Source organism: Clostridium peptidivorans, from assembly GCF_900205925.1.
GTDB lineage: Bacteria > Bacillota > Clostridia > Clostridiales > Clostridiaceae > Clostridium_AK > Clostridium_AK peptidivorans.
The window spans coordinates 76,375-95,871 of sequence record NZ_OAOD01000004.1 but is presented as its reverse complement, the minus strand read 5'-3'; the positions used below and the strand labels follow the sequence as shown (position 1 = coordinate 95,871).

The window sequence follows — 19,497 nt, the reverse complement described above, 5'->3', positions numbered from 1 at the left end:
AGGAAATCCTAGGTTCCCTTCGACAACGCTATGCGTCTGAGCACCCTCCTGAAAGCGTCGAAAAATACCTTCCCTACACCCATCTTTTTACTTTATAGGAGTATCTTTTTAATAGATATAGAAGTTATAAACAAGTATAAAAATCTGTAACTTCATATAAAGTAAAAAAAATAGTTATCAATACGATAATACTTACCAATTTGATAACTAAGATTTAAGAATATATCTTTAAAAAGCTAATGTTAAATGGGAACTATTTATAATATTGATAATCTAGCTTTAGCTAGAACTTATCATAATGACCTTAAAATTTATCCGATGGCAACCATCCGTAATACTCCCATCCTCTTAGGTGGGAGATAACGGCTGATACGCCCCTGGATAAGTTCTTCTAAGACTCAGCTGGAGATAAGTATTCTTCATAAGCAAACTCCACCTGAGTCTAAGAATCACTTGATTTTATTATTTCCTTTAGGAAGCTATGGAGTAAATTTAAACAAACAGTTTTTCTGTAGTCCTTAGTAGATCTTTGATCATCAATTGGTCTTATAAGTTCGTCATATAATTTTATTAATTCATCTTTATCTATTTCTTCACCCTTTAATGATTTTGCAATAATTTCATTTTCTATTTCCTTGGACCTTACTATGGTTGGAGCTACTGCTCCAAAGGAAATTCTTATATCCTGCACTTTTTCATCTTTAATTTCAGCCATACCAAGAAAAGATAGCTTTGCAAGAGCTGTTGATTTACGAGTTCCCACTTTGCGATAATCTATAGCATTAAAATTCTTTAAAGGTATCTCTATAGAAGTTATTAATTCACCTTCTTTTAAATCATTTAATCCTGGCCCTAATATAAAGTCTTTTATATCCACTTGTCTCTTAAAATTTTCAGTTTCTAAATTTACCTTTGCTTCTAATGCGTATAGTAAAGGAAGAGTATCTCCTACAGGAGATGAGTTTCCTATATTTCCACCCATGGTTCCTATATTTCTTATAGCAGGGGATGCTACCCCACTAAATATATTTTTCATATACTCAGGTATAAGCGTACTTTCAATAAGTTCTGTATAAGTTACAGCTGAACCTATTATAAGCTTATCTTCACTTCTCTCTATTTTTTTAAGTTCGTGAATATCTGCTATGAACACTACTGGCTCCTCAAACTTTGGAGATATTCCTGCCCATCTTTTTCTTTTAACCATAAGGTCTGTTCCGCCAGCAAATATTACTGTTTTTTGTTTATTTAATATTTGGAGAACTTCTTTTAATGTTACCGGTTTATATATTTCTACCATAGTCCGTCACCTCTTTTTGATGCCATTTGTACCGCTTCTATTATCATGTTATATCCTGTACATCTACATAAGTTTCCTGAAAGCCCAATCTTTATTTCATCTACTGTAGGCTTTGGATTATTTCTTAATAAAGCTTCTGTAGCCATTATCATACTAGGAGTGCAAAAGCCACATTGTACTGCTCCTGCTTCTTCAAAACTCTCCTTTAAAACCTTATACTTATTTGTCATTTGGAGTCCTTCAATGGTTAAAACCTCTTTCCCTTCTATCTTCCCAATTGGCATTAAACATGAGTTTACAAGCCTTCCATCTAATATAATGGAGCAAGCTCCGCATTCTCCTTCTCCGCAGCCTTCTTTATGACCTGTGAAATTAAAATCTTCCCTTAGCACATCCAAAAGCCTTCTTAGGGGATTTGTATCTATCTCTACCTTTTCAAAGTTTAAAGTAAAGCTAATTTTACTCATTTTCCATCACCCCCATTAAATGTTCAGGTCTTACTGGAATTTTATAAATATTTTTATCTATTGCATCTTGGATAGCTAGTGCATAAGCTGGTGCAGCACCTATAAGTGTTAGTTCTCCAAGTCCCTTTGCTCCAAAAGGACCATTAAAGTAAGGCTCACATATAAGTTCATTTTCAATTTTAGGAGCATCTTTAATAGTTGGTATTGTATAATCGCTGCTTGTCTTCTGCATTATACGTCCATTTTTACTTTCCATAACTTCTATGCCACCATAACCTAGCCCCTGAAGCATTCCACCTTCAACTTGCCCTCTAACTATTCTCTCATCTATGGCACAACCTATATCAAATACTGACCATACTCCCTTTATATCTGGCAAATAAGTGAGGGGATCAACTTCTACTTCTACCACATTTACTCCCCAGGAATATGAGTTATAAGCATCACCTATGAAATTATCTCCATCCCAAGAATACATCTCTGGGAATTTATAATTTGCTTCTGATTCTATTTGTCCTTCTTCATTCCATCTTTCTTTAAGTGTAGTTGCTGCTTCCTCTAAAAGCTTTCCAACAACCATTGTGGTACGAGAAGCAACTGTTGGTCCTGAATCTGGAACTCTATCCGTATCAGGATTTTGATAAATTATAGTGTCTACTGGTACATCTAAAGTATGTGCTACTATTTTTCTAAGTGCTGTTTGAACGCCCTGTCCCATTTCTACATTAGCTATAAGTATTTCTACTTTATTATCAGGATATCTTACAAGTTTAACCTTTGCTTTTATATGATCTCTTTCTCCACTGCCTGTAAATCCTCCACCGTGGAAAAATAGTGACATTCCAATTCCATTAAGCTTTCCATTTTTCTTATCACTTTTAAATGATTCTTTTTTATCCTTATATGATGACATTTGTATAGCCTTTTCAATCATTTCAGGCATTCTTATTTTATCTCTAAATATTCCTCCTGTTGATGACTTATCTCCTTGTTTTACCATGTTATTCATTTTAAATTCTAATGAATCAATGCCTAGTTTCTTTGCAATATGCTCCATGTGCATTTCTTCTGCAAAGAAGGCTTGTGGTGCTCCAAATCCTCTAAAAGCTCCTGTAACTACTGTATTTGTAGCCATAACCTTTCCTTTAACATTTACGTTTTCTACATTATAAACTCCAATTACTGCAAACATAGTTCTTTGGAGAACTACACTTGAAAGCCCTTCATAGGCTCCCCCATCTAACTTTATGTCCGCTTCTCTTCCAATTATCTTGTAATTTTCATCTAAATAACTCCTGATTTTAATTTTACTTGGATGTCTCTTAGGGGTACATTCTAAGTCTTCCCCTCTATCAAATATAAGTTGTACTGGCTTTTTAGCTTTTAATGCTGCAAAAGCAACATGCCCTCCTATTAGTGAAGGATAATCTTCCTTTCCTCCAAAGGCTCCCCCTGTTGTAGCTTGCACAATTTGAACCTTATCTGCAGGAAGTTTTAGTGCATCTATGAGTGCATTTTTAACGTAATATGGACATTGAATAGAGCCATACACGGTAACCTTCCCATCCTTATACATACCTATTACTCCTTGTGGCTCTAAGTAAAGTTGCTCTTGATAACCTGTTTCATATTCTCCATCTATTACATACTTTGCATTTTTCTTTACTTCTTCTAAATTTCCCTTTGAATACTTAAATTCTACAAAACAATTATTATCTTTATACATAGGCTCTTTTTTGCCTTCTAAAGCCTCATCTAATGTTAAAATAGGGTCTAGAGCTTCATAATTTACCTTTGTATTTGAAATTATATCTGTAATTATATTTTTATCTGGACCCACTATTAATGAAATAGGCTCTCCTATATAATTTACAACGTCCTTTGCAAAAAAGGGTTCTTCATAGGTTATAATTTTTACCCCATTTTCCCCTGGAACATCATTTTTATCTACTACATAATATCCTTCAGGAAGCTTTGGATACTCTATGCTTTTTATTCTAGCCCTTGGCTCTGTGGATCTTAATGTTTTTGCATAAAGCATATCATGAAATTTATAATCCCCTATATATTTAGCCTTGCCTGCAATCTTATCTTCTGTATCAAATCTCTTTATAGATTCACTGATGCATTTCATATAAAACTGCACCCCCTTAATTTCACCCTAAATTTTTTAAAGCTTTCTCATAATCCTCTATAGTATCTATGTCCATAAGTATTTCTTTATGATTAACTTCTATGAAACTTGGACTTTTGCTATTTATAAAATCTCTTAAAGTTTCATATCTACCTTCTTCAAGTATTTCCTTTATAAACTTACTCTTTATGAGTATTGGGTGCCCTTTTCTCCCCTTATATGTAGGGATTATTACATCTCCAGTTTTACTTATAATCTTTGAATATACATCTTTAGAAATAAGGGGATAATCCCCTGGAGTAAAGAAGAACTCATCACCTTTAACAGCCTTAAGTCCACACTTAACAGAGCTAAACATTCCTTCTTCATAGTTTTCATTAAATACAAGTTCTACATTATTGTATTTTTGAATAACAGGCTGTAAAAGTTCAATTTTATGTCCTCCTACAACTATTATCCTTTCTGAAAACTGAAGCATGTTTTCTATGGTGTTTTCAATAACGGTTTTACCCTTTATGGGCAAAAGCATTTTAAATGCCTTAGCTCTTGAGGACAATCCTGCTGCTAAAATTACTCCCGCTCTCACTATTTAATACACCCACCTTACTTTTGTTTAATATTGAACTTTTATATCTTCGTACTGATGCCTGTGTTCTAATCTCTAATCTCTAATCTCTAATCTCTAATTTCTAAATCTTTAGCTTTTAGGGACTAGTGACTAGAGATTAGTAACTAATACCTGCTACAAAAGTCTTAATTATCCACTGAACTTAAATGTAGCTTCTTACTTATTTTTAATCCCCATCAAAACATCCTCAGATGTTATTGGAAGCTTTTGAATTCTAACTCCTACTGCATTATATATAGCATTTGCTATAGCTGCTGGTGGAGTATCTATTCCTATTTCTCCTACAGACTTTGCTCCATGAGGTCCTGTAGGTTCGAAGCTGTCTATAAACTCTACAGTAAGTTTCCCTACATCTTTTCTTGTTGGAATGTTGTAAGTCATATAATTATTTGTCAAAAGTTTGCCTTTTTCTGTGTGCTTAACCTTTTCAAACATTGCCATTCCAATTCCTTGCATAAGTCCACCTTCTACCTGTATTAAGCAAAGATTTGGATTTATTGTAGTTCCACAATCAACTACAGCAGTATAGTTAATGAGATCAACTTTACCTGTTTCAGTATCAACTTCAACTTCTGCAAAACCCGCCATAAATGGAGCTGGTGAAATTTCTCCTGAGAAAGAACCTGAAGATATTAACTGTTTGTGATGTTTATTGTAGTAAAGTTCTACTGAAAGCTGTTCAAGTGTTATTTCCTTTTGTCCATCGTGAGTTTTAATATATTTTCCATCAAAATCTACATCCTCTATTGAAACTTCTAAGTTTTCTGCTCCTGCCTCAATAATCATGTTTCTCATATTTTCAGCAGCTCTTTTTACTGCATTACCTGAAACATAGGTAGTACTTGATGCATAAGCTCCTACATCATATGGAGTTAAATCTGTATCTGAAGAATAAACTACAATCTTTTCTGTAGGAATTCCTAAAGTTTCAGCTGCAATTTGAGCAAGTATAGTATCGCTTCCTGTACCTAAATCTGTAGCTCCAACTAAAAGATTAAAGAATCCCTTATCATTTAACTTTAATAGTGCAGATCCCATATCTATAGCTGGAATACCTGACCCCTGCATTGCAATAGCACAGCCTATACCACGAACCTTGCTTGGTGTAACCTGTTTTCTTGGATACTGCTCCTTCCAATTTGAAAGTTCTAGTCCTCTTTCTATACATTCAGGAAGTTTACAATTTTCAATTATCATGTCAACTCCCTCTGTACCTTCTCCCATTATCTTAAATACAGGAGAGCCTTCTCCCTGTCTTATCATATTTTTCTTTCTAAATTCCATAGGGTCCATTCCGAGAATTTCTGCCATTTTATCTACAGTAGATTCTAAAGCAAAGTTACCTTGTATAGCTCCATATCCTCTATAGGCTCCTGCTGGAGTTAAATTAGTATACACTACTTTTCCTCCAAATCTACCTGCTAGAACTTTGTTATATAAAGGAAGTGTTTTTGAACCTGCTACCATAAATACTGTAAGAGCATGTTCACCATAAGCTCCTGTATTTGATAAAATCTGCATATCTATAGCCTTTAAATTTCCTTCCTTATCAGAGCCAAGTGTTACTTCTACCTTCATAGCATGTCTGCAGTATGTTGCTTCAAATACCTCTTCTCTAGTGTATATAAGCTTTGCAGGTCTTCCTGTTCTTAAGGCTACTAAGGACACTAAGAATTCTCCATGTAATCCTTGCTTTCCACCATATCCTCCACCTATTCTAGGTTTTATAACACGTATTCTATCTATTGGCATATCTAATGCTCTTCCTACTAATCTTCTTACATGATATGGGGTTTGAGTCGAAGATACTATGGTAAGTCTTCCATGTAAATCTAAATATGCAAAGGATGAGTGTGTTTCCATAGTAGTATGAGCTTGGGCTTGAGTATAATAAGTTTCCTTTACTACATGCTCACAACTTTTTAAAGCTTCATCAAAATCTCCAAAGCTCATATTATATGCAGCCGCTATATTTTTTTCAGGCTCAAAGCCTATAGGAAACATTTCATGAGCTTCTTTTTCAGGATGTATTATAGAAGTATGTCCCTCTGCCTTTTCAAAATCTAGTACAGGTTCAAATACTTCATACTCCACTTCTATAAGTTTTAATGCCTCTATAGCTATGCTTTCATTTTCTGCAGCTACAGCAGCTACTTCATCTCCTACATATCTTACATATTTATCTAAAATGTATTTGTCATGGGGTGATGGCTCTGGGAAGCCTTGTCCTGCACGGGTAAATATATTTTTTGGAACATTTTTATATGTTAAAACCAATTTTACTCCTGGAAGTGTTTCAGCTTTTTCTGTATTTATGCTTATAATTTTTGCAAAAGCATGAGGGCTTCTTAAAACCTTAACTATCAGTGAGTTTACTGGTGCTAAATCATTTGTGTAGGCTGGTCTTCCCTTTATAAGTCCCATACCCTCAAACTTTGGTATAGATCTTTTTACCTCCTTCATCTTAAAGCACCCCCATAAACTTTTTAACTGCTCTTAAGTGTCCCTGGTACCCTGAGCATCTGCATAAATTTCCTACTAAATAGCTCTTCATATCATCAACTGTTGGATTACTTAGTTCCCTTTTCATAGCTATTACTGTAAGTACAAATCCTGGACTACAAAATCCACATTGCTCTGCTCCTTCTGCAGTTATAAGTTTTGCTATTTCTTCCGCTTCCTTTTCTACTCCTTCAATGGTAGTTATTTCATGACCCTCTGCCTTTGCTGCAAGATAGGAGCAAGATGGAATAGGCTTTCCATCTAAAAGTACTGTACAAATCCCACAATTTCCTGTATCACAAGCTTTTCTAACACTTGTAAATCCACATCTTCTTAAAACATCATGAAGTACTTCTCCTGCTTCAATTTCTATTAATCTTTCATCGCCATTTATTTTCAATTTGATTTTCACTATATCACCCCCATGATTCCTCTTTTAACTAGTACCTTGCAAAGTTCTCTTCTATATATTTCAGAAGCTCTTAAATCTTCTCCAAAGCTTAAATTTTCTGCAGCCAACTCCCCTGCCTTTTTAGCATTCTCTTCAGTTAATTCTACTTTGCTTATAAACTCCATAGCTTCCTTTGAAAGCTTTGCTCCAAGTGGTCTTGCCCCTACAGCAATTTTAAATTCATTAGCTTTTTTTGATATCGCTACATTTAATATAGAAAAATCTGTGGTTGTATTTCTTACACTTAAAAACTTACCCCGTCTTCCGTCCTTTTTTATGATTATTTTCACTAAAATATCCTGTAACTTAGATTTACTTTCTAGAAAATCTTCTAAGGGAACTCTTCCTAAATTATAAAATTCCACATAAGTATCCAGTGCCATTAGTGGAGTTATAACATCGGAAAATCCGTATCTTCCAAAAACACTTCCCCCTATAGTTGCCATATTTCTTATTTGAACCCCAGCTATTTCAGAAACTGCCTTTGACAGCATTCCATCAAATTCAGTTTTTAAAATTTTAGAGCACTCTATTTCTCTTAAAGTTGTCATGGCTCCTATTTCTATTTCATCACCTTTATCTTCTATAAAGCTTAAGTTTAAATTTGATAAATCAAGAGCTTTTTCTATTTCTCTATCTCCAAGCCTTATAAATGCTCCTCCTCCAATTACAATAGCTTGTTCGTTTTTCACAAGATTATAAGCTCCTTGTAAGCTTACTGGCTTTAAGTACTCCTTTATTCTCAAATATCCCCACTCCTTTCTATAAAACCCCACTTATAGCATGTATAGCACACTTAGATTCGCACAATCCGCATCCAAAACATTTATCATTATTTACTTCAACTATTTCTTTTACCTCTATTGCAAAATAAGGACATACCTTTTCACAAAGCTTACACTTTGTGCACTTATCTTCATCAATTACAGGATGATCTGGTTCATATTTAACTTCACCCTTTTGAAGCGTTGTGTTTACAACTTCCTGCACGCTATTAAAACTGTATTTTTCTAAAACCTTTGGAAGATCCTTTACTATCTTTTCATATAAGTCCTTACCTCTAAGCATTGCAGCTGATAACATTTGCACAGCATCTGCTCCTGCAAGTAAAAATTCCACTACGTCTTCGGCTGTTGCTATACCACCTACCCCTATTACTGTAAAATCATGCATAGCACTCTTTATTTTATTTACTATGGCAAGTGCTACAGGTTTTATAGCAGGTCCCGATGTCCAAACTTCCCCTTTTTCATTTCCAACTAACACTTTTCTATTTTGAATGTCTATCTTCATAGTAGGCCCTAGGGAATTTATAGCTACGACTCCGCTTGCTCCATTATCTCTGACAGCCTGAGCAAAAGCTACAGGATCTGGAATATGAGGGCTTACCTTCATAAATACAGGTTTTTTAGTATTACTTCTTATGGCTTTTACAGTTTCCCCTATAATACTTAGGTCTTTTCCCACATAATGAGTTGAAACTTCAAAGGCATCTGCATAAGGATCTAATGCTGGAATTAATTTTTCCATGTCTTCCTTAGTGTATCCAACGCTTATTATAAGAGGTATATTTAAGTCTCTTTTTAAATTAGGAAGTATATGCTCTAGCCAATGTTTAAGTGAATACTCTGACCAAAGTTCAGCATTCATTATGCTGTCCTTATTTCCATATATACATGGTCTCACAACTTCTGCTCCATCAATAGATATTGTTTTTGTTACCATTCCACCAAGACCAAAGCCTGCTAGTGCCATCATCTTTTCATAATCTCCAACTAGTGGTCCTGAAGCTGGCATAACTGGGTTTGCAAGCTCGATCCCTGCTATAGTTGTTTTTAAATTCATATAAAAACCCCCCATAATTTAGTTAATAGTTGACTATTCATCATTCACTATTAACTATTCTTTAATTCTTTCCCATACCTTTTCCGCTACTTTTCTAGATTTTTCATATAAAGCTTCTGTATCGTATTTAACCTGATAATTTTCCATTAGTATTTTTCCATCTACCCATACATCTTTAGGATGAAAACTTTCAAAAACTCCAAAGAAGATATGTCCTAAAACGTTATTATTATTTAATGGTGTTGGTGCATCATAGGGAACAGTTATAAAGTCCGCTTTATATCCTTCTTCTATTTTTCCTATTTTAATATTTAATATATTTGATACATAATCATAGCCATTTTGTATAAGCTCTAATAAATCATCTAATCCGAACTTTGTTGAACTTCCTAATTTATTTTTCATGGCATATACTACATTTAAGTAGTCACGGGTTATATTCGCTCCCAGACCATCATTTCCTATCATACATTTTATTTTATTCTTCCTAAATATTTCATAGTTTGCTATGCCTACTGCATTGTTCATATTTGAAGTTGGATTCATTGCAATTTTGCAGTTTCTATCTTTAATTATTTTTCCTTCTTCATCATTTATATGAACACAATGAGCTAAGATAGAGTTTTCATTTAGAAGGTTAAACTTATCAAGCCTTTCTACTATTGACATATTATACTTTTCTCTACAATCTTCCACGTCTTCTTGACTTTCTGCCACATGGATGTGTATAGGTAGCCCATTAAGTTCTTTTGAGATAATGCTTAATGACTCATCACTTAAACTTAAGGAAGCATGCATTCCAAATAATCCTGCAAATTTTTCATCTTTTTTTCTTGAAAATTCTATGTTTTCTTTGATACATTCATAAATATTAAATCTATCACTAGTTTCAAAGCAAAATATTCCCCTTAAACCTAGCTCATTTGAAATAGCTTTTTTAATTTCACTTAAGGAGTATATTATCTCAAGTCCACTAGCATGATGATCTATTATAGAAGTTACTCCATTTTTTATACAATCAATACCATAAACTAATGCACTATAATAATTAGCTTCGTTATCAAGCTTTGCATCAAGTTTCCACCAAAGCTGATCCAAAATATCTTGAAAACTTTTAGGATTAAAAGGAACGTTCATTCCTCTTGACAGAGTAGAATATATATGAGTATGACAATTAGTAAGCCCTGGCATCACTAGCGATCCTTTAAGATCATATATTTCATTTATACATTCATCGTTAAAGTTTTTCATTTCTCCTATTTCTTCTATTTGCGAACTAAACTTTATATAACAATTTTCCCTAAATGAATGAAAATCATATATAGAGACATTTGTTAATGCTTTCACCTTCATCCCCCCTCGTATTAAATTTTAATCTCCATTATTTATAGCATTATTTATGCCAATATAAATTTTGTTGTCATTCATTAAAAACTGTTCTTTAAACTTCTGCACATTATTAACAATACAATTATTTTTATACTTATCGTTCATAAGGTTCATATTAGTAATAAAAAATCCATTGATGTTTAACTAATTACTATTTGATGCATATTATCAAATCGATAAACTTTCTTATATTGATAATTAATATTTAAATGAAACATCTCAATGAATTGAGATGTGCTGATTTATAACGAAATTAAAAATTTCTATAAATCATGCATGAAACATCTCAATGAATGAGATGTGCTGATTTATAACGAAATTAAAAATTTCTATAAATCATGCATGAAACATCTCAATGAATTGAGATGTGCTAATTTATAACAAAATTATAAATTTCTATAAATCACGCATGAAACATCTCAAAATGAAATGTGCTAATTTATATCGAAATCATAGATTTCTATAAATTATTCAATTCATATTCATCTATTTTTCTATACAAAGTTGCAATTCCTATTCCAAGCTTTTTCGCAGCTAACTTTTTTCCTTGAGTTGTATCTCCAAACACATTAATAGCTTTCAATATTTCTCTTTTTTCAAGTTCCTTTAATGTCATTATTTCTTCCTTTCCCTTTTGAATCTTTCTTTGAGAATTTATTATACTCTTAGGAACCATATCTAATACTAAAACTCCACTAGTATCAACCATGTTTATCATAAATTCCAATGTATTTTCAAGCTCTCTTATATTCCCCGGCCAGCTATATGCATAGAATAAATCCATGACCTCTTCCTGTATATCCATCTTTGAAAAATTCTTTCCAAGTATCTTCATATATTTATCTATAAAATGCTTTACTAAAAAATCTATATCTTTAATTCTTTCTCTAAGGGGTGGAATATTAAAAGGTATGACATTTAATCTATAATAGAGATCTTCTCTAAATTTATCCTTTTCAATAAGGGATATTAAATCCTTGTTGGTAGCAGCAACTACTCTTACATCTATATCGACTGGTGTATTTGATCCTATCCTTATTATCCTTCTATCTTGAAGTACTCTTAAAAGTTTTGTTTGAAGCGCTAACGGCATATCTCCTATCTCATCTAAAAATATCGTTCCATGATTCGCTAATTCAAATTTTCCAATCTTACCTGATGCAGATGCTCCAGTGAAAGCTCCCTTAACATAACCAAAAAGTTCGCTTTCTAATAATTCATAAGGAATAGCAGCACAATTTATAGCTATAAATGGTTCGCTTTTTCTCGCTCCCTCATTATGAATTGCACGTGCAAACATTTCTTTACCTGTTCCACTTTCCCCTGTTATAAGTACAGTGGAACAGGAAGATGCTATTCTCTTTATATTATTTTTAAGCTCATGCATTTCAGGTGAATCTCCTAAAATATCATTACATTGTATATCCATTTTCACATGAGATGTTACTTCTCCCTTTGTAATTTTCCCTTCTTGAAATATAAACAATTTATCAAATTGTTCTTCATTAAGTCCTATAGAATAAAATTGACCATAGACATTAAAAGTTTGCTTGTCTATAGTTAATTTATATTTGCTCATTTCCAGTATGCTTTCATCTACTTTTTCTATTTCTATAGCATGCTTAAAATTTCCATTTATAAATTTTAAGATTTCAATAGCTTTTTTATTAATATGAGTTACCTTATCTTGATTATTTAAAATGATAACTCCTCTATCCATCTTATCTATTACTAAATTTAATCCTTTAACTAAAGTGTTTTCTCTAAGCTTTTCCTTTCTTTCATAGGCAGTAATACTTATAAACTCGGAAATTTGCTGCAAGAATTCCATATATGTATTAAAATCATTTAAAAGGTGATTTTTTTGTTCTTCTGCAAAACATATAAGTCCAATTACTCCTACAATTTCACTGCCCAGCTTTATTGGAGTACATATTTCATATTTTTCACTACATTTCCCATATTTGCTGCAAGGTATGCATAGTTCACTTTCTCCTGGCTTATCTATTATTTGAGGTTGTCCAGTTTTTAATATATGCTTATATATGTATCCTTCCTTTTCCATGCTCCTATTTATAAGGTTTCTATACATCCCTGTACCTGCAACCCTTACAAGATTACTATCAGCAATTTCAACATCTACTTTTAAAACCTTAGAAAGTATATCTGCATATCTTTTTATAGAAGGCTGTATTTCCATTAGGATAGATTTCATAGTTTACATCCTTTCTAAATTTTTTGAATTATTTGTATATCCATTATATAACAATTTCAAATAAAATACAAAAATGCTTAAACACAAAAAAAGCAGCCTATTTTAGAAGCTGCTTTTCACTATTTTCCTTCTTTTTACCTATTCCTTCTTAGATAATAGGCAATGTTATATCTATCTTTGTACCTACATTAATTCTGCTTTCAACCGTAATCTTACCGTTGTGTTTAAATATAATCCACTTTGCAATAGCTAATCCTAGTCCTGTCCCACCTGTTTGTTTTGTTCTTGATTTATCAGCTCTGTAGAATCTATCAAAGATATGAGGTAAGTCTTCTTTTGAAATTCCCATGCCTGTATCTTCAACAGAAATTAAAACTTGATTATCTTGAAGGACAGAATTAATCTTTATATTTCCTCCTTCCGGAGTATATTTTATGCTATTATCTATAAACACTCTTAGAGCTTCTTTAATAAGCTTATAATCTGCATTAATTTTTGTTAAATCATTTTTTTCACTTTTTATTTCATGTGTATTATCGATAAGTTTTGTTTCTTTAACTATTTCATCAATTAATTCATTTAAATAAAACTCTTCTTTTTCAACTTTTTGAGTATTTTTATCTCCACGTGCTAAAAATAAAAGCTTTTCTATAAGTGATTTCATACTTTCAGATTCAGTTTTAATTGCAGAAATAGACTCCTCAAGGATACTTTTATCATCCTTCCCCCATCTATCCAGCATGTTTGCATATCCCTGAATAACTGAAATTGGAGTTCTTAATTCATGTGATGCATCCGATACAAATTGATTTTGCTGCTCATATGACTGCTGTATTCTATCAAGCATAGTATTAAAAGTTCTTGCTAAATCCTTAAGCTCATCTTGAGACCCTCTAATATTAAGTCTTGTATCTAATGCCTTAATAGTTATATTCTCAACTGTATTTGTCATTGTCTGAATTGGTTTTAAAGTTTTTCTGCTAGCTCTTGCCCCCGCAAGTAGAACTATAATTATTACTATTATATCTATAAATAATAGGGCAGAAGCCAAAACTATCCCACTAAATATTTCGTCTATTAATCTATCTTTAACTTGAATGTAAATATCTTTTGACTGCCAGTGCACCCTATTACTAAGCATCATTGCATATCCAAAGTTATTATCCTTATGATTAAGATAATCCCAATCCACATAAATTTTGCCTTTATCTTTTATAATCATATAGTTTTCATTAAGAATTATATTTCTCTGTTGTACACTTTCATCATAAAAAATTGCAGACGATTGCTCATTTTCTGTCGTATATAATACGTTTTTATTTTCATCAAATACCGATATTGAAATATTATCAAGCTTAGAAATTCTATTTAATTTCTCTACTGGAATTTCAGTATTTTCTTTCAAATAATCTGAAATTAGCTGATAGTCTTTTTGTAAATTATTTTCAGCATTCCATCCAGCATATATTGCAAATCCACCTATTATTACGCTGCTTAATAAGATTAAAATAAGACTTATTATAGACATATATACTATTGTTATTTTAAAGGTTAAGGAAAACCTCAATTTTTCAACAAACCTATTTTTTAAATCTCTTATTAAACTTATTACTTTCTTAAATAAAAAAACAGGTACTATAGCTATGCGCCTTATAATCCATTTCACTAACTTGATATATTCATCCTTATTTTTCATCTTTTAAAAGATATCCCACCCCTCGGATAGTATGGATTATTTTTTTATTATATTTATCATCAATCTTGCCTCTTATATATCTAACATATACATCAACTACATTAGTATCCCCCATATAGTCATAGCCCCATACCGCTTGAAGAATCTTATCCCTTGTAAGAACAATATTTTTATTTTCTAGGAAATACTGAAGCAGATCAAACTCTCTTTTAGTAAGTTCTATTACCTCATTATTATATGTTACTATATATTTATCTAAATCAACTTTTAAGTCCCCTAATTCAAGGATACTTGATGTCATTATTTGAGTTACTTTCCTTTTAAGTGCTGCCCTTATTCTTGCAAGTAATTCCTCAATTGCAAAAGGCTTAGTTACATAATCATTAGCTCCCATATCTAATCCCACAACTTTATCCATAATTTCATCTTTAGCCGTAAGCATAATAACAGGAACTTCAGAACTCTGCCTTAATCTTCTTAGCACTTCAATACCATTCATGGAAGGAAGCATAATATCTAATAAAATCAAGTCAAACTCTTTCTCAAGAGCTTTATCAAGACCTTCCCTTCCATCGTGTGCTTGATTAACTTCGTATCCTTCATGCTTAAGTTCAAGTTCTAAAAACCTAGCTATTTTAATTTCATCTTCAACAATAAGAATCCTCTGATTGTTCATAATGATATTCCTCCATTTTAGCATATATCTAAATTCAATCTTAATTATATATTAAATCTAAATTACTTAAACATTGCAAGTAAAAAATTGCATTGGATTTATACCAATGCAATTGTATTAATAACATGTTTTACTACCTCTTCTTTAATTTATATTTCACCCACTAAATCATTTTTAATTTCTTGTATACCATCTTGTACTTTATCAAGAGTTTGGTTTGCCTTTATATCCTCGCCTTTATTAGTTTCAAATTTCATTCTAAAACCACATATTAATGCTAGAATTAACCCAACAAAAACTACATGAAAAGCAAATATCCCTATTAATACGGAAACATTAAGAGATAAATTTAAAACTACTTTCTCTTTCTTTTTAACAATAAATCTGATATTACTTCCTTTTTTTATGAGAGCTTTAAATTTATCAAATAAGCATTCCTTTTCTCCATTATTTATTTCAGTTTTAACTTTATTATTTTTCTCTAAATATATTATTGCCTCTAACATATCACCTTCACACTTATCCAAAGCTTCTTTTGCATCCTCATAACTCACATTAGTTCTTTTTCTTAATTCATCAATTTGTTCTAATTTTATTGACATCCTAATCCCTCCAAAATTTATTGACTTAAATTATGATTTTATTATAGACCGAATTAATTAGAGAATAATTAATGAAAGATTAAAATTAGATTAGAATATCTAAACAATACAAAAAATAAGTGATAAAGGATTTTCCCTTACCACTTAATATATAATCTTTTATTCACAAAACAACTCTATAAATTTATAATCTTTAAAATAAAATAGCCCCCTTGCTGTTATTTTTAAATCCGGTATCACAGGAAGTGCCATAAAACCTAAAGTTAAAAATATATCCTTATCTTCATATTTCTCATGAGCTTTTATGAAGCTATTCATATTAGAGAGCTTAGCTATAACATAACTTGGTTCTTTGTATGTCATTAAGCCTGCTATTGGAAGTTCTAGTTCTTCAATTACTTTTCCATTTGAAACTAGAACTATTCCTCCACCAATTTCTCTAAGCCTATTTACAGCAAGTGCCATGTCACTATCTGAGCTTCCAACTACTATTACATTGTGAGAGTCATGTGCTATTGTCTGAGCTACAGAACATTCTGTAAGACCTAGTCCTTCAATATATCCTAATGAATATTTACCTGTATTTTTATGCCTTTCAAATACAGCTATTTTTAAAACATCTTCTCCTTTTACACTGTCTACATAGCCATTTTGGATTATAACTTCTCTTTCTTCTTTTTTTGTTTCAATAGAATTTTCTATAACTTTTATAATATTTATTTTAGATGACTTAGCTTCTATTTTAAAGCTTTCCTCACTAACAGCATCTAAATTCATGGAGTTTTTCAAGTTAGGATTTGTACCTTTAAAATCAAACTTGTCATTACAAACTTCTCCATTTTTTATAACTTTATTTATGGAAACCTTTTTTAAATCACTCAGTATTACTAAATCTGCCTTATATCCTGGAGCTATAGCTCCTCTATCCTTTAAATTATAGCACTGAGCCGCATTATAAGATGCTATGGTATAAGCTATAACTTCATTTAATCCATGTTCTATTGCAAGCTTTATATTTTCATTAACTGAGCCCTTTTCTATAAGCTCTCCTATGTCCTTGTCATCGGTACAAAATAAAAATCTTAAGTAATTTTTTTCATTTACCGCTGGAAGTAGGCTTAACAAATTTTTAGCTGCAGATCCTTCCCTAATCATTACATACATGCCTCTTCTAACCTTATCTAAAGCTTGCTTTGCATCACTGCATTCATGGTCAGTTTTTACCCCAGCTGTTATATAAGCATTTAATGAGTCTTCACTTATTTGAGGACAATGCCCATCTATAACCTTATCTTTAAACATGTTTATCTTTTTTAATATCCATTCGGTACAATTTATCACAGAAGGTACGTCCATAACTTCCGCCAGTCCTATTACTCCTTCTTTATTCCTATATGGCTCTATGTCCTCTGACCTTAAAAGTGCCCCATTGTCCTCAAATTCTGTAGCTGGAACACAAGAAGGGATCATATAAAATATGTCCATTAAACTTTTCTTGCTATTTTCCAGCATAAAGTCTAAACCCTTTTCTCCTAAAACATTAGCTATTTCATGTGGATCTGTAATGCAAGTAGTTACTCCATTTTTCAGCAATACCTGAGAAAAAATCTCAGGTATTGTTTTGGATGATTCTATATGCACATGAGCATCTATAAACCCAGGAGTTACAAAGAGTCCATCACAATTTATTTCTTCTAATCCATCATAGCTTCCTATACCTACTATGATTCCATTATTTATAGCAATGTCTCCTTTTTCAAACTCCCTTGTAAATACATTTAGAAAAGAAGTGTTTTTTAGCACCAAAGGGGCCTTTTCTCTACGAGCAGCAATTTCAATATTATTTTTCATATTTTCTAGCATAATTCATTTCCCCTTTATAATTTAAATATCCTATTTACATAAATATCATCTTTAATAAGAATAATACCGCAAGTACGTACATAGTTCCAGATATTTTTTCTTTTTTGCCTGCAAGTACACTTAATATAACATAGGATACAACTCCAAACATAAGTCCAGTAGCTATACTATAAGTTAATGGCATTAATATTATTGTTAAAAATGCTGGTATTGCCTCTACGTAATTATAAAAATCTATTTGAACCACATTCTGCATCATAAATAATCCAACTACAATTAATGCTGGCGCTGTAGCACAACTTGGAATTGACATAAATATAGGAGCAAATACTATGGCTACTAAAAATAATAATCCAGTAACTACGGATGTAAGTCCTGTTCTTCCACCTTCAGCAACTCCTGCAGAACTTTCTACGTAAGTTGTAACTGTAGAAACCCCTATAACTGCACCAAAGGTTGTTCCTATAGCATCACTTAAAAGTGCTTGTTTTGCTCTTACAACGTTTCCATCCTTGTCAAACATATTTGCTTTAGATGCAACGCCAACTAATGTTCCTACTGTATCAAAGAAATCTACAAATAAGAATGTTAGCATTACAGTTAAAAATGTAATAATGCCTTCTGAATGAGTGAGTATAGAAAAGTCTAGTTTAAATGCAATCGGTGATATACTATGAAACGCAAAAATGCCACTTGGAATAAATATTCCATAGTTTTTAGCCGCTATATCTGGTCCTATAGCTAATGCATATCCCCAAGCCGCTGCAGAACAAATAAGTATGCCCCAAAGTATCGCACCCTTTATATTTTTATAGGTCATAATTGCTATAACTATTACACCAAGCATACAAATAACTGCTCTTGGGTCTGTCATTTTTCCTAAAGTAACAAGTGTGGCATCATCATTTATAACTATTTTTGCATTTTCAAATCCAATTAAAGCTATAAATAGTCCAATCCCTGCACTAACTGCTATTTTAAGAGTTTTAGGGATTGAATTTACTACCATTTCTCTTACTTTAGTTAGTGATAGTATTATAAATATGATACCTTCTACAAATACTGCTGTTAATGCAACTTGCCATGGAATTTTCATTCCTATACAAACTGAAAAAGCAAAAAACGCATTAAGTCCCATACCTGATGCCAATGCAAATGGTAAATTAGCATATACACCCATTAGTATTGTAGTTAGCCCTGCTGCAATACATGTAGATGTAAGAACTGCTCCTTTGTCCATTCCAGTAGCAGATAAAAATTCTGGATTTACAGCTATGATGTATGCCATAGTAAGGAATGTAGTAATACCTGCCATTATCTCTGTCTTTACTGTAGTGTTATTTTCTTGTAATTTAAAATACCTTTCAAGAAAACTTACATCATTACCGCCTCTTAATTCTGTTTTCATACAACTCACCCCTTTTTTATTTTTAATGATATATATAGCATTATTTGTGCCAATTTTTATGGTTAATAGTTAATACTTATTAATAAAAATCAGCTAGCTTATTTTCTTTAATTTACCTATTAACTATTAACTGCATATGTTTAAATATATGATATAAGTATGTTAAAAATTATCTAATTACATAACAAAATGGTTATCAATATGATAATTTTTATCACATCGATAACCATTTAAAGCTCTTTTAATATAAATGGTTTAGTAGGTTTAATTGAGTTAATAATTTATTATATCTTATTTAATAGTATGTCTCTTTATGTTGAC

At 31.9% G+C, this 19,497-nt stretch carries 16 protein-coding genes; all 16 read right to left on the bottom strand.

Going from position 1 to position 19,497, the window contains the following annotated elements; translation table 11 throughout:
* Positions 1-442: 442 nt before the first annotated feature.
* Entirely contained in the window at positions 443-1,300 is an 858-nt protein-coding gene (locus CRN98_RS05095; protein ID WP_097026340.1) for an FAD binding domain-containing protein, read from the bottom strand.
* A complete protein-coding gene (locus CRN98_RS05090; protein ID WP_097026339.1) occupies positions 1,294-1,767 on the bottom strand; it encodes a (2Fe-2S)-binding protein in 474 nt (157 codons plus the stop codon). Before CRN98_RS05090 ends, CRN98_RS05095 begins: the two co-directional genes overlap by 7 nt.
* Entirely contained in the window at positions 1,760-3,901 is a 2,142-nt protein-coding gene (locus tag CRN98_RS05085; protein WP_097026338.1) for a xanthine dehydrogenase family protein molybdopterin-binding subunit, read from the bottom strand. The genes CRN98_RS05090 and CRN98_RS05085 overlap by 8 nt, the downstream gene beginning before the upstream one ends.
* A 22-nt stretch (positions 3,902-3,923) precedes the next feature.
* Entirely contained in the window at positions 3,924-4,490 is a 567-nt protein-coding gene (locus tag CRN98_RS05080) for a nucleotidyltransferase family protein (protein WP_097026337.1), read from the bottom strand.
* A 195-nt stretch (positions 4,491-4,685) separates the two neighbouring features.
* On the bottom strand, positions 4,686-6,992 hold the full coding sequence (locus CRN98_RS05075; protein WP_097026336.1) for a xanthine dehydrogenase family protein molybdopterin-binding subunit: 2,307 nt from the start codon (positions 6,990-6,992) through the stop codon (positions 4,686-4,688).
* Position 6,993: 1 nt separating this feature from the next.
* The gene (locus tag CRN98_RS05070; protein ID WP_097026335.1) at positions 6,994-7,443 is read right to left on the bottom strand and encodes a (2Fe-2S)-binding protein; all 450 of its coding nucleotides are present in this window, start codon (positions 7,441-7,443) and stop codon (positions 6,994-6,996) included.
* On the bottom strand, positions 7,443-8,228 hold the full coding sequence (locus CRN98_RS05065) for an FAD binding domain-containing protein (RefSeq protein WP_097026334.1): 786 nt from the start codon (positions 8,226-8,228) through the stop codon (positions 7,443-7,445). The genes CRN98_RS05070 and CRN98_RS05065 overlap by 1 nt, the downstream gene beginning before the upstream one ends.
* 16 nt (positions 8,229-8,244) lie before the next feature.
* Entirely contained in the window at positions 8,245-9,327 is a 1,083-nt protein-coding gene (locus CRN98_RS05060; protein ID WP_097026333.1) for a 4Fe-4S binding protein, read from the bottom strand.
* Between the two features lie 54 nt (positions 9,328-9,381).
* Positions 9,382-10,674: an amidohydrolase family protein gene (locus CRN98_RS05055; RefSeq protein ID WP_097026332.1), complete on the bottom strand. Its 1,293-nt coding sequence runs from the start codon at positions 10,672-10,674 to the stop codon at positions 9,382-9,384.
* A 24-nt stretch (positions 10,675-10,698) separates the two neighbouring features.
* A complete protein-coding gene (locus CRN98_RS18035) occupies positions 10,699-10,830 on the bottom strand; it encodes a hypothetical protein (protein ID WP_278335411.1) in 132 nt (43 codons plus the stop codon).
* Between the two features lie 346 nt (positions 10,831-11,176).
* Positions 11,177-12,931, bottom strand: a complete 1,755-nt coding sequence (locus CRN98_RS05050; RefSeq protein ID WP_097026331.1) for a sigma-54 interaction domain-containing protein — start codon at positions 12,929-12,931, stop codon at positions 11,177-11,179.
* A 148-nt stretch (positions 12,932-13,079) separates the two neighbouring features.
* Positions 13,080-14,627: a sensor histidine kinase gene (locus tag CRN98_RS05045; RefSeq protein ID WP_097026330.1), complete on the bottom strand. Its 1,548-nt coding sequence runs from the start codon at positions 14,625-14,627 to the stop codon at positions 13,080-13,082.
* A complete protein-coding gene (locus CRN98_RS05040; protein WP_097026329.1) occupies positions 14,617-15,303 on the bottom strand; it encodes a response regulator transcription factor in 687 nt (228 codons plus the stop codon). The genes CRN98_RS05045 and CRN98_RS05040 overlap by 11 nt, the downstream gene beginning before the upstream one ends.
* A 149-nt stretch (positions 15,304-15,452) precedes the next feature.
* Complete coding sequence (locus CRN98_RS05035; RefSeq protein ID WP_097026328.1) at positions 15,453-15,905, bottom strand: DUF4342 domain-containing protein; 453 nt, start codon at positions 15,903-15,905, stop codon at positions 15,453-15,455.
* A gap of 159 nt (positions 15,906-16,064) precedes the next feature.
* A complete protein-coding gene (gene ade / locus CRN98_RS05030; RefSeq protein ID WP_179631936.1) occupies positions 16,065-17,768 on the bottom strand; it encodes an adenine deaminase in 1,704 nt (567 codons plus the stop codon).
* A 34-nt stretch (positions 17,769-17,802) separates the two neighbouring features.
* Entirely contained in the window at positions 17,803-19,176 is a 1,374-nt protein-coding gene (locus tag CRN98_RS05025; RefSeq protein ID WP_097026327.1) for an NCS2 family permease, read from the bottom strand.
* Positions 19,177-19,497 lie beyond the last annotated feature (321 nt).